This is a genomic window from Macellibacteroides sp. (assembly GCF_050251695.1).
Classification (GTDB): Bacteria; Bacteroidota; Bacteroidia; order Bacteroidales; family Tannerellaceae; genus Macellibacteroides; species Macellibacteroides fermentans.
Genome location: NZ_JBFWMI010000093.1, coordinates 1 through 12,177, shown reverse-complemented (window position 1 = coordinate 12,177; position 12,177 = coordinate 1). Strand labels below are relative to the sequence as shown.

The 12,177-nt window shown below is 46.7% G+C and carries 10 protein-coding genes and 1 pseudogene; 10 read left to right on the top strand and 1 reads right to left on the bottom strand.

Annotated elements, in window-relative coordinates; genetic code table 11:
• The 8 genes and pseudogenes from AB7E53_RS12240 to AB7E53_RS12205 form a co-directional block, all read left to right on the top strand.
• Positions 1–611 (top strand): annotated as a pseudogene (locus AB7E53_RS12240) (tRNA 2-selenouridine(34) synthase MnmH); the annotation flags it as partial.
• A 21-nt stretch (positions 612–632) separates the two neighbouring features.
• The gene (yedF, locus tag AB7E53_RS12235) at positions 633–1,232 is read left to right on the top strand and encodes a sulfurtransferase-like selenium metabolism protein YedF (RefSeq protein ID WP_446775929.1); all 600 of its coding nucleotides are present in this window, start codon (positions 633–635) and stop codon (positions 1,230–1,232) included.
• A gap of 4 nt (positions 1,233–1,236) precedes the next feature.
• Positions 1,237–2,364, top strand: coding sequence for an aminotransferase class V-fold PLP-dependent enzyme (locus AB7E53_RS12230; protein WP_446775927.1), 1,128 nt, complete (start codon positions 1,237–1,239; stop codon positions 2,362–2,364).
• Positions 2,348–2,578 carry a DUF3343 domain-containing protein gene (locus AB7E53_RS12225; RefSeq protein WP_446775925.1) on the top strand — a complete coding sequence of 77 codons (231 nt, stop codon included), beginning with the start codon at positions 2,348–2,350 and terminating at the stop codon, positions 2,576–2,578. The genes AB7E53_RS12230 and AB7E53_RS12225 overlap by 17 nt, the downstream gene beginning before the upstream one ends.
• Complete coding sequence (gene selD / locus AB7E53_RS12220; RefSeq protein WP_179398617.1) at positions 2,559–3,608, top strand: selenide, water dikinase SelD; 1,050 nt, start codon at positions 2,559–2,561, stop codon at positions 3,606–3,608. The genes AB7E53_RS12225 and selD overlap by 20 nt, the downstream gene beginning before the upstream one ends.
• Positions 3,609–3,677: 69 nt before the next feature.
• Entirely contained in the window at positions 3,678–4,073 is a 396-nt protein-coding gene (locus AB7E53_RS12215) for a thiol-disulfide oxidoreductase DCC family protein (RefSeq protein ID WP_446775923.1), read from the top strand.
• A gap of 147 nt (positions 4,074–4,220) precedes the next feature.
• Positions 4,221–6,311, top strand: a complete 2,091-nt coding sequence (locus tag AB7E53_RS12210) for a KamA family radical SAM protein (protein WP_446775921.1) — start codon at positions 4,221–4,223, stop codon at positions 6,309–6,311.
• Positions 6,312–6,357: 46 nt separating this feature from the next.
• Positions 6,358–6,897, top strand: coding sequence for a ferredoxin domain-containing protein (locus tag AB7E53_RS12205; protein ID WP_446775919.1), 540 nt, complete (start codon positions 6,358–6,360; stop codon positions 6,895–6,897).
• Positions 6,898–7,017: 120 nt separating this feature from the next.
• Here AB7E53_RS12205 and AB7E53_RS12200 read toward each other — a convergent pair whose 3' ends face one another.
• The gene (locus AB7E53_RS12200; RefSeq protein WP_179398613.1) at positions 7,018–7,638 is read right to left on the bottom strand and encodes an HU family DNA-binding protein; all 621 of its coding nucleotides are present in this window, start codon (positions 7,636–7,638) and stop codon (positions 7,018–7,020) included.
• 331 nt (positions 7,639–7,969) lie between these two features.
• Between AB7E53_RS12200 and AB7E53_RS12195 the strand changes: the two genes are divergently transcribed.
• Both AB7E53_RS12195 and AB7E53_RS12190 read left to right on the top strand, forming a co-directional pair.
• The gene (locus AB7E53_RS12195) at positions 7,970–10,003 is read left to right on the top strand and encodes a VapE domain-containing protein (protein WP_446775917.1); all 2,034 of its coding nucleotides are present in this window, start codon (positions 7,970–7,972) and stop codon (positions 10,001–10,003) included.
• Between the two features lie 412 nt (positions 10,004–10,415).
• Positions 10,416–11,432: a 6-bladed beta-propeller gene (locus AB7E53_RS12190; protein ID WP_179398607.1), complete on the top strand. Its 1,017-nt coding sequence runs from the start codon at positions 10,416–10,418 to the stop codon at positions 11,430–11,432.
• Positions 11,433–12,177 lie beyond the last annotated feature (745 nt).

Genomic DNA, 12,177 nt, shown 5'->3' with positions numbered 1-12,177 from the left:
TGTTGCATCAGCTGCAACGTATGGAACAGCAGGTAATCGATCTGGAGGGACTGGCGCATCATAAAGGATCGGCTTTCGGATCATTGGGAGAAACCGCACAACCAAGCACCGAACAATTTACCAATCATCTGCACGCTTTGATGCGTACCTTCAATCCGGCAAGACCGATCTGGTGCGAAGGCGAAAGTGCCAGCATCGGCAAGGTTGTTATCCCTTCCGCCTTTTATGCCTTGATGCTGTCGGCTCCGTTTCTGAACCTCGAGATACCTTATCAGGAACGCATAAGACATATACTGAATGACTACGGAACCTTTCAGCCCGACGAGCTGATTCTCTCCTTCCGTAAAATAGAAGAACGTTTGGGGGGCGAGGCTACCCGTAAAGCCATCGAGTGCGTAGAACAGAATAACCTGGAAAGTGCCGTTCGCATAGCGCTGAACTATTACGACAAAGGATACCGGCGTTCGTCGGGAAAGCAATGGCCCAATCAGATTCCGTGCCTGTGGGAAGACTCGGATCCCGCCGTTATAGCCCGTAAATTACTCGCTTTGTACGAAAACGGATGCAACGTAGGCATTGAACAGGTACAACAATTAGCGAAAATCAGATAAATTGAAGAAACAACAAAGAATATGAAACAGATAGATACCAGAGGACAACTTTGTCCCGCTCCCCTCATCCTGGCCAAAAAAGGCATCGAAGAGGCAACCGCCGGCGAAATGATCGAAATTCTTACCGATAATGATACGGCTTTGTGCAACCTCCGGAATTACCTTGCCGAACTGAAACTTACACCTCAGCTCAGAAGCGAAGGAGAGGTGCATACCCTTACCCTGGTCAAATCCGGTCAGCTTCCCGATACCTCCGGAGCCGAGCGCTTTTGTACCACACCCGGCAACGATTACATCGTCGTAATCAAATCGGATGTCATGGGCCAGGGCGATTCCCAACTGGGACAAATCCTCCTGCGGGCTTTTGTAAACTCGCTTAAAGAGGCGGTATTGCTGCCCAAAGCCATTCTCCTGTATAACAGCGGTATTAAAATAGCCCTTACCGGAACCGATACAGCAGCATCGTTGCAGGAGCTGGAAGAAAAAGGCGTAGCCATCATTGCCTGCGGAACGTGCGTGGACTATTACGAAGTTAAAAATCAGTTGGCTGTGGGCATGATAAGCAACATGTTTACACTTACACGCTATATGTCTGAAGCCGGTCACATTGTTTATCCCTGATCTTATGAACTGTTATTTTGATAATGCGTCCACCTCTTTCCCCAAGCCGCCGGAAGTAGCATCACGTATAAGCCGCTACCTAACCGACGAAGGGGGTACTTACGGACGGGCAGCCTACCAACGGGTTCACGAAGCAACCCGGCAGGTAGAACAATGCCGCGATGCCTTGTCGGCTTTACTCGGTGTGGCTGATCCCGAAAAGATAGTTTTTGCAAGCAATGCCACCAGTGCACTCAACTCCCTGTTGCTGGGAGTATCCTCGCGACCAACTGTTATATGGGTATCTCCCATGGAACACAATGCCGTGATGCGTCCTTTATGGCATCTGCACCGCACACTGGGAATCCGCATGGAGGTGCTGCCGGCAATGGAAGACGGCTCCATCGACACGGATGCGCTTGGTAAACTGCCGGCGGGAGAAGACAGCCTCTTTGTAATAAACCACCTCAGTAATGTGAACGGGGTAATACAGCCTATGGCCGAAATAAGCAGACTGGCTACCTCCAGGGGATGGAAGATCATACTGGATGCAGCACAGTCGCTGGGCGAAATACCGGTAGAAGCGGTAAACTGGAACATTGATTGTGTTGCTTTTACAGGTCATAAGGCGCTGATGGGACCTACCGGCACCGGGGGATTCTATTGCAAATCACCCCAGGAACTCGCCCTCACGCACTTTGGCGGAACAGGCAGCTTGTCCGATTCCTACGAGATGCCCGCCGAGATGCCGGACCGCTTTCAGGCCGGAACACCCAACGTGGCTGGAATAGTGGGACTGCTTTCTGCCCTTGAGAACAGACCTGCAGCCAGTCACACTCCATCGGATGTGCTGGCATGTATGCGTGAGTTGTCCAAACTTCCGGGAATAAAGATTTACGGAGCTAAACAATCCGACCAACAAGGCGAACTGTTTTCCTTTACTCATCAAAGTCAGCCGCCCGCAACCATTTCTCAAAAGCTGTTCGAACGGCACGGAATCGAAACCCGGTCGGGATTGCATTGCGCACCGCTTGCGCACCGTACCTTGGGAACCTTTCCGTCGGGTACCGTACGTATCGCCCTGTCGCCCTATCATACGGTAGCCGATTTAGAAAACCTGATTAAAGCAATAGCCGATGTCGCAACCAACTAAGACAGCTGTTTTTAAGACAGCCCGAATGGTAATCAAGGCCGACAATGCCTGCAGGCAGTCCGGATTAGCCATAAAGGTTATACCGGTACCTCCCTCGGTGTCGTCGGATTGCGGCATGTGCCTCGAAATTGCAGCTGCCGATGTAGAGCCGTTCAAGGCTCTGATGGCATCCTTAAACATTGAAATGAAGATCTATGACAACAACCTCATTTGACTTATTAAGTACCTCCGCCTACGGAGGTTGTTCGGCAAAACTTTCGCCTACAGCACTTTCCGAACTTTTATCGGACATCCCTCTGATAAAGGATGCCCGTATCATGGTGGATATAGAAACGCACGATGACGCCGGAGTGTACAAGCTAAACGACGATACCGCACTTATCGTAACCACCGATTTCTTTCCGCCGGTCTGCTCCGATGCCTACACCTTCGGTCAGATTGCGGCAGCTAACGCCCTGAGCGATGTATATGCCATGGGAGGTACCCCTTTGCTGGCACTCAATATCACCCTGTTTCCTTCCAAAGACATACCCCTCGGGGTGCTTGGCCGTATTTTGGAAGGCGGTCAGGACAAAATAAACGAATCCGGAGCCTTCACCATGGGAGGACACACCATAGACGACACCCCTCCAAAATACGGACTGGCTGTGGTAGGTACCGTTCATCCCGACAAACTGATAACTAACGCCGGACTTACACCCGGGCAGCTGCTTATCCTGACCAAACCTCTGGGAGTAGGGGTGCTGATGGCGGCACAACGTATGGGCATGGCGGACGAGGAGGCCTATAACGAAGCCATCCGGCAGATGAAACTCCTTAACAAAGCCGGGGCTTCCTGTATGCAGTTGGCCGGAGTGAAAGGAGCAACTGATGTTACGGGCTTCGGGTTGCTGGGACATGCCCTTAAGATGGCGGAAGCATCCCATGTAACTTTGCAATTGTCGCTGGCTTCGCTTCCTGCAATACCACAGGCACTGTCGCTGTTGCAGTCGGGCTGCATCCCCGGAGCCGCCTTCCGTAATGCCGACTTTGTAAAAGAGCATGTCTTTTATGCCCCCTCCTGTACGGTAGAACAAAAGATGCTGGCCTGCGATGCCCAAACCTCCGGCGGATTGCTGATTGGGGTGGATGCTCATAAAGCCGATTGGTTGTTGCAGGAGCTTCAGGCTACTTCGCTTCATCCCCAGGCAGCTATTATTGGAGAAGTGCTTCCCCGCCGCAACAAAGCCATCTATTGTCAGTGATGAATTGAACATAAGGCTTTTCCCATCTGTTTTTGAATTACTTGCCATTTCAGGTGGCGACAAAAACATATGGGAATAATTCTATTTGACGGTGTCTGCAACCTATGCAACGGAGCGGTGCAGTTTATTATCAAACGCGACCGTTACGGTAAATTCCGTTTCGCCTCTTTACAGTCGGATGCCGGCAGAGCTTTGCTTGAGCGGAACGGGGTTACGCATTGGGGAACAGACAGCATCGTGTATATACCACAACAGGGAGATGCGTTCCGCGAATCTTCGGCCGTACTTTATATACTGAAAGAGCTCGGACTGGGCTGGCAATTGCTCTTTCCTCTGATTCATATACCCGCCTTCCTGCGGGACGGAATCTACCGTTTTATTGCCCGAAACCGCTACAGATGGTTCGGGAAAAAAGAAAAATGCATGCTGCCATCGGATACCACCCGTTCACGCTTTATTGAGTGATGAAATTACAAAAGGTGACTTTTTCCGCTATTTAATGCCGTTATTATACATTTCCGTTCGGGATTGTGCATTATTTTATGTATATTTGTTGACAAACGTACATTTTGTATGTACATACATCCACAAAACAAATAACAAAAATAGCGTATGACGAAAAAGAATTTGACGACTTCAGACATTACCCGTTTAAAAAAAATGTATGCGAAACACCTCCCGTGGCTGGTAAGCCTGGCGGAAGAATCTGCAGCCTGTAATGATTTTAAAAACCGTTTACAGGCCGCACTGAACACACATCAGACCGATAATGCCGTAGTGCGTACAATTTCACGTCTTATCAGCTACGATGGATCGGTTATAAACGAACTTTCTACCGGACAAGCGATCCGGATAGAGACTCTTTCGCATCTCTGGCAGTTCCTTAGGGGAGAGGTTATCAGTGATACTCATACCGATCTGCTGCTTGATCTGTATCACCAGTTTGCAGCTCTTACCGAAAAACCGGAGGTTAAGAATGATATAGCCTGGATGAAAAGACAGATGAACCGATGGCAGACCGGCCTCGATAAAGAGGTGCTGGCCATCCGTGAAGCCAACCGCGAACGGATTATTAAGGAGCTTATCAAAAAAATTGACCGCCAGCATGGAGGAAGCTCCAAATACCAATTTGAAGAAAGTTTTAACTTCGAACAGAAGTATGCCAAAGTTTGCGAATGGTGGAAACTAAGTCACTTCCACTTGTCTATGGCTATCAAGTCACCAACGGAACTCAACACCTTTCTTGGTAACTCGTTGCCGGAGCATACCATGCGGTTGCTTACCGATGCCCGCAAAAAGAAGATGCCTTTTTTCGTAACACCCTATTACCTCTCGCTGTTGAATCCCACAGACGCAGGCTACGACGATGCCACCATTCGTACCTACATCCTCTATTCGCAGGAGTTGGTGGATACCTACGGAACAATAAAGGCCTGGGAGAAGGAGGATATCGTGGAGGCTGGCAAGCCTAATGCTGCCGGATGGATGCTTCCCGAAGGGCATAATATACACAGACGCTACCCCGAAGTGGCCATTCTGATACCCGACTCCATGGGAAGAGCCTGCGGAGGGCTATGTTCCGTTTGTCAGCGGATGTACGATTTCCAGAGCGAGCGGCTCAACTTTGATCTGGAAGCATTAAAACCAAAGGAGAGCTGGGACAAGAAACTACGCCGCCTTATGCATTATTTTGAAGAAGATTCGCAGTTGCAAGACATCCTGATCACCGGAGGAGACGCCCTGATGAGTCAGAATGCCACCCTGCGCAAAATATTGGATGCCGTATATAAAATGGCCTTACGGAAACGCAAAGCCAACGAAAGCCGGCCCGAAGGCGGGAAATATGCCCAACTGCAACGGGTACGTCTCGGTTCGCGTCTGCCAGCTTATCTGCCTATGCGTGTAAACGACGAACTGGTCGAGATTTTGCGCGAATTTAAAGAAAAAGCTTCTGTAGCAGGCGTAAGCCAGTTTATTATTCAAACCCATTTTCAGTCGCCGCTGGAGGTAACCCCCGAAGCCCGCGAGGCAATCAAAGCTATCCTGTCGGCGGGGTGGACCATCACGAACCAACTGGTATATACCGTTGCAGCTTCCCGTCGGGGTCATACAGCCAAGCTTCGCCAACTGCTCAACACCATGGGAGTGGTTTGCTACTATACCTTCTCCGTAAAAGGATTTCAGGAAAATTATGCCATGTTTACACCCAACTGCCGCTCGTTGCAGGAGAGTGAAGAGGAAAAGATATTCGGACGGATCCCGTCTGAGAAGATTGGCGAACTGAACAACCTGATAAAAGGAACGAAAGATCTGGGCAGGAACCTTAGTCATTTCCTGAAAGACAACCACCTGTTGTTTGCTGCTACGGACCGCAGTGTATTGAACCTTCCGGCTATCGGCAAGAGTATGACATTTGTTATGGCAGGCATTACGCCCGACGGCAAACGTATCCTGAAGTTCGAACACGATGCCACCCGCAGGCACAGTCCCATCATCGACCATATGGACCAGGTTTACATCGTAGAGAATAAGTCGGTTGCCGCCTACCTGAGGCAGTTGCAGTCCATGGGCGAAGATCCGGAAGCATACAAGAGCATCTGGTACTATACCGACGGCAAAACGGAGCCCCGATTCCCCCTGTTCGAATACCCGGAATTTTCCTATAAGGGTACCGACACAGTCACAAACCTGCAGTTGGAGTAAAGCAAATCCGGCAATTTTAGCTAAGTTTGCCGAAAATACATGAACTATGATTGTAAATGAACGCGAATCGAGGCACGAACATGTGCTGCAGGTAGGTCGTCAGATGATGACGGCTGCCCGCACGGCTCCCAAAGGGAAAGGTATTGATATAATAGAGGTAGGGATGGTAACCGATCAGGATATCGTACGCCTCTCGGAAGAGATGGTACGTTATTCGGATGAATCGGGTATGAAGTTTTTGCTTCGCGATGCAGAGAACCTTCAACAGGCCGAGGCGGTAATCATTATCGGAACCGCCCAGAAAGTACAGGGACTGAACTGTGCCCATTGCGGCTATGCCACCTGTGCCGAAAAGCCAGATGCCGTACCTTGTGCCATCAACACCATCGATGTGGGTATTGCCGTGGGATCTGCCTGTGCAACGGCGGCCGACTGCAGAGTGGATAGTCGTGTAATGTTTTCGGCCGGTATGGCGGCACAGCGGCTTGGCTATCTGGGCGATTGTACCTGTGTGATGGCTATTCCCATCAGCGCATCGTCCAAAAATCCATTCTTCGACCGCAAACCAAAAACACCGGTTCAATAAAACCGATTTATAGCAAAACAATCTGTCATCCATCATTTTTAGGGAGACTTCCCAGTGTGGATGCGGAGTTTGAAGATGACAGATGCAAGGTGACAGATCACCTGCATCTGTCATCTTTCATTATTTTTCGGCGGCTGCCGGTTGGGTTGCCCGTCTGTATTCCGTCTGATTGCCTCTGCCCAGCCTTATAAGTACCCCTTGCTCCACATACTCGTTCAGCTGTTGGATAGCCTTATTTTTTAATTGGCCGGTAAGTTTGGAATAGTCGGTTCGTTTGATGTACGGATTCTCATCCAGGTACTGCTCCAGCAGCTTCCTGCGATAAATCGCTCCGTAGGGCGTCGAATTGTTAAAGCCGGACTCAGATCTTTCCAGATCGAAGTTCAATTGCCTCGATAACCAGGCAGAGCCTTTAAAATTTAGTCCTGATACTGAAATGGACGGCGACCGGATCTCACTTTTTGTCATAACCTGACGTTTGGCCTTCAGCTTAGGCGATAAAGTTCCCAAAGTACCCCATTCCACATTATAACCTTCCGAAACGCGCAAAAGCATCTCCTGGGTATATTCCTCCAGCACACCCTGAATCTCTCCCCGGCTAAAACCTGTTCGCTGGGCAATGGCGTCCACTATCTTGTCGGCTTTGATCGTTCCCTTCGATACGGCACGGGGATGAAGTGGTTTTTGGTTTCCATCTTTTTCGGGATTGGGGTTTTCACGCATGTCATAATAGATACTCATAACTTTATACTTGTTTTATTACCGTTTTACTCCAACAATAAGGTCGTTTCACCGGCATGATTAGTTGTTAACCAAAGATATATTCTTCGTCTCTCAGCTGAGGGACATTGATCACTCATATGGAGGACATTGATCACGCAGCCGTGTGACCATTGTCCCCCAGTTGGAAGACGAAGAAGTTCTCACATGCAAATATACTAAACTATTAAGTAAAAACAGCTAATTTAAAAGTAATAATTATTTTGCTCCGGAGAGCTCTTTCGTGCGCATATTATTTGTAAAACCAGGCATACGGGTAGTACCTTCACGAAAACAATTAAAAATTAATACCATGAATATTAGTTATTTTAAAGAATCTACAGTGAAAAAAAGTATCCGCAACATTTCGTTTGCAGATGTAATGGAGTGTATGCAGGAAGAACCGGGCAGGGCAAAGGCCGGCCTGATTGCAAAACGACTCAAGGGTGCCAGTCTGCTTTGTACCTCGACATTTGTCCTGAAAGACGGATTGCGGGTGCCGACAAACTACAACGGCGTGGTGGTGCTGCAGGTTAGCAACCTAACCGGTCCGGCCGAGGCAAGTCTGGTTAAACAAACGGCAGCCGAGTTGCCCCAAACCCTGGCGGCCTATGCCGATACCTGCGGTACACGGGTTTATATACTGGTACTCTTTACACGGCCCGACGGTGCACTGCCCAGTACCAAAGAGGATGTGAAGTTGTTTCATGCCCATACACACCGCCGGGCTGTCAGGTTGTATCAGGGACAAATCCCTTTTGCCGTTGACACCGGCGGCGATACCCCCGAAGTAAGCTGCCCTTTTGTACACGATGCCACCCGTTACTATGCCCCCCAGGCAAAACCAGTGCTGCAAAGTCAGCCCACCGAAATGCCGGGCGAAGCCACCTGGCAGGAAGCTGTGCAGGCCGACAACGATCCGCTCAGGCGGCAGATGCCCGGATACAGCCGTACCGATCAACTCTCCCTATTATTCGAAACCTCGTTGAAGTCGGCCCTCACCCAATGCGGTCCACCGGACGATGCAAACCTTAAACCCCTGCTGGTTTTGTTGGCAACCAACTGTTTCGGATCCGGCATTCCTGAGGAAGAGGCGGTACAGTCGGCTTTGCTTCACCTGCAACTTAAATTGCGTGAAACCGAGGTGCGCACCACCTTTCGGAATGTGTACGGCAAGAACAACGGCTTTGGCGAGAAAATCTGCCTGGCTGCAGAGCAGCTGTTGGCGCTGCAGACCGACGAGTTTATGAAGCGGCGCTACGAACTTCGGTACAACACCCTGAAGGACGAAGTAGAGTGTCGCGAAAGAGGCCTGTACAGCTACGACTTTGTGAAGGTAAATCCCCGTCTGTTAAACAGCATCGCCCTGAACGGACAGGAGGAGGGCATCAAGATGTGGGACAGAGATGTGAACCGTTACATTTATTCTGACCGTGTGCCTCGCTTTTCTCCCATCGACCATTACCTGTATTCGTTGCCTGAATGGGACGGAAAAGACCGTATCCGCCCTCTGGCCGACACCATCCCCTGTAACAACCCCCACTGGCGCAACCTTTTCCACCGCTGGTTTCTGGGAATGGTGGCACAATGGCGGGGTATCAATAAGAAGCATGCCAACAGCACGGCTCCATTGCTTGTTGGAGCCCAGGGCACAGGTAAATCCACCTTTTGCCTGAACCTGCTCCCTCCGGAGCTACGTGCCTATTATGCCGAAGGGGTAGATGTGGGCAATAAGCGTAACACCGAAATGTACCTTTCGCGTTTCGCACTGATCAACATGGACGAATTCGATCAGGTAAAGGAGAGTCAGCAGGGCTTTCTGAAGCACGTCATGCAGAAACCCGTTGTAACCATCCGCAAGCCCCATCAGGCTTCGGTGGAATCGTTGCGCCGGTATGCTTCGTTTATTGCCACCAGTAACCACTACGATGTGCTTACCGACACCTCGGGTAGCCGTCGCTTCATCTGTGTCCGCCTTACAGGTCCCATCGATTACCGTGAGAAGATCAACCACGACCAGCTGTATGCCCAGGCCATGCATGAAATAAAGAGAGGCGAACGCTACTGGTTTGAGGGTCCGGAAGAGGCTATCTTGTCGGAGACCAACAAAGAATTTCAGGTACAGGTACCAGCAGAGCAACTGTTTCTGCAATTCTTCCGTGCCGCCGAATCCACAGAGAAAGGAGAGAAGCTCCTTGCCGTTGAAATACTGGGCCGCCTGCAGGAGAAAAAACTCTTTAATCTGTCGGCCACCAAAATCATCCATTTCGGCCGCATCCTGCACAAACACCAAATCCCCTCCAAAAGAACCCAAACCGGAACCATATACCATGTAGTAGAGAAATAAGCAATCCCCCAACCCGGTATTCAATTGAATGCCGGGCTAGGGGATAGTTATATGAACTTTAAGAAGATTATAGGGAGTTAATGAAAGCAGTTCTCTGACAAGGAGAGTGTTAAATTGTAATTTGGGACATGGAAAGTTATACAAACGTTATTATAAAGATGAATAGAAAATGCGCAGTCAGTAGTAGTTTTTTGAGAAATATTGTTTTGTTCAACACTTGAGACATGGATCGGTTTTGAAGTTATTATTATCAAACATTACAAGAATAATAAAATATTATCAAAATATGTCCTGTCTATTTCATAATAAACAGAACGAATGTTTTATTTTTGTACAAAGCAATATTTTATGATAGTATCTGATATTGTTGCAAATACTATTAATGAAGACTTATTGAAAAACATTACAAAATATGAATAAAATATTAGGTATATTTCTAATCATCATCATTTTTGGAGGCTGTTCATCAAGCTCTTCAACTGAAAAAAAACAGAATAAAAGAAATAATATAATTAATGTTCACAACAGAATAAAAGAGATAGTAATCGAAGATCTCCCCATTAATAATTATTCACTTCCATTAATTGTCGATAATTATTTATTCATCAATGATTACAAATCGGAAAATGAATGTATACATATTTTTGATAAAAACAATTTTAAGTATATTACAAGCACAGCACTTAAAGGACAAGGACCTGGAGAAATTGCGCGCATAGGACATATAGCAGAGGATAAAGTAAATCGTAAGTTTTACGTATCGGATCATGGTAAAAATAAAATTTTCAGTTATGATCTGGATAGCGTAATTACAGATCCGGAATACCTCCCCATAGAAAAAATGAAAATGAATGCAGGGCTATTTCCTAATGACTATATTTATATAAGTGATACATTATCTATTGGTGTAACTATACAACCTCTTGGTAATAGTGATTTCAATCCTGTTGTTGGAAAATTCAATATGAAAACTGGTGAAGTAAAGCATATGAGTTATACTATTCATCCAGAGGTTAAAAAGAAACGTATTTGTTTTGATATATCAATGGAACATGGTATCTATGTAGAGTGTTATGCTCCTCATGACTTAATGACAATATGTAGCCTCAATGGCGATCTAAAATACAATATATATGGGCCTAATTGGGATACAGAAACACATGGTATTTATCATTTTGGACCAGTGAAATTTTGCAATAATAGAATAGTAGTACTCTACTCGGGAGAAAAAATTTTAAATAAAGAAGGAAGATCTAATTTTCCCACCAAATTCTTAGTTTTTGACTTAGATGGTAATTATCTAAAAACTTTGGAAACAGGATATAAAATCGCTAGATTTTGTTATGACAGGGATAACAACCGGATTCTCTTGAGCATGGATGACGATATACAGTTTGGATATTTGGATATGAAAGAATTTCTTGATTAAAGAACGATGACTATCCTATTTGATATATATTCTGCAATCGGACACTTTAACGCAAGTTTTGTACTTAAAATGAATTGCTAAACCGGCAACATCGAATTGTCTATTGCGTAGAACCCGAGTATGAAAAGATTATAACTGATAGAAGGTTTGAAACAAAGCATATTTTTCATGAAGGAATTAAGTAGAAAAACTAATGGACCAGCATTGCTATTTGTTACAAAGCAAAAAGTCCGACTCTCACGAACCGAACTTCCTTATTTTAATTAAAACCTAAACTTGTGAGTGCCCGAAACTATGTTCGGGTTATAATTATGAAAAGATTAGGGCGTTTGTCTAATCACCAAATTAATTTATTATCTTATATAAAATATTTGGTTGATTGGTTGTAAACTGTTATTAATCAACATTTATTGTTGTGTTTCCGGCAACTGTTGCATTGCAAAGTGTTCCTGCAGGAATTTCTGCATTACCTCCTTTAATTAAGAAACCAAACAGACAAAGAAAAGTCAAAACAATTGATAAAGCTACTTGATTGTTTCCTTCATCGTTAAGGCTTGCTCCAGTCAAATAAACGTCAGTTCCATCAACAGCTGTTACGCTTCTGATTACAACTTCGATTTTGATAATATCACTTCAAATGTGCCACCTATATCACTCACAAATGTGCCAGGTGTATCACTCTTAAATGTGCCACCCGTATCACTCACAAATGTGCCGGAAAAATAACCACACAGCGCTGTAATCA

Coding starts and splice junctions, on each gene's coding strand:
- yedF (WP_446775929.1), top strand. CDS start 633: ATGAAACAGATAGATACCAGAGGACAACTTTGTCCCGCTCCCCTCATC.
- AB7E53_RS12230 (WP_446775927.1), top strand. CDS start 1,237: ATGAACTGTTATTTTGATAATGCGTCCACCTCTTTCCCCAAGCCGCCG.
- AB7E53_RS12225 (WP_446775925.1), top strand. CDS start 2,348: ATGTCGCAACCAACTAAGACAGCTGTTTTTAAGACAGCCCGAATGGTA.
- selD (WP_179398617.1), top strand. CDS start 2,559: ATGACAACAACCTCATTTGACTTATTAAGTACCTCCGCCTACGGAGGT.
- AB7E53_RS12215 (WP_446775923.1), top strand. CDS start 3,678: ATGGGAATAATTCTATTTGACGGTGTCTGCAACCTATGCAACGGAGCG.
- AB7E53_RS12210 (WP_446775921.1), top strand. CDS start 4,221: ATGACGAAAAAGAATTTGACGACTTCAGACATTACCCGTTTAAAAAAA.
- AB7E53_RS12205 (WP_446775919.1), top strand. CDS start 6,358: ATGATTGTAAATGAACGCGAATCGAGGCACGAACATGTGCTGCAGGTA.
- AB7E53_RS12200 (WP_179398613.1), bottom strand. CDS start 7,638: ATGAGTATCTATTATGACATGCGTGAAAACCCCAATCCCGAAAAAGAT.
- AB7E53_RS12195 (WP_446775917.1), top strand. CDS start 7,970: ATGAATATTAGTTATTTTAAAGAATCTACAGTGAAAAAAAGTATCCGC.
- AB7E53_RS12190 (WP_179398607.1), top strand. CDS start 10,416: ATGAATAAAATATTAGGTATATTTCTAATCATCATCATTTTTGGAGGC.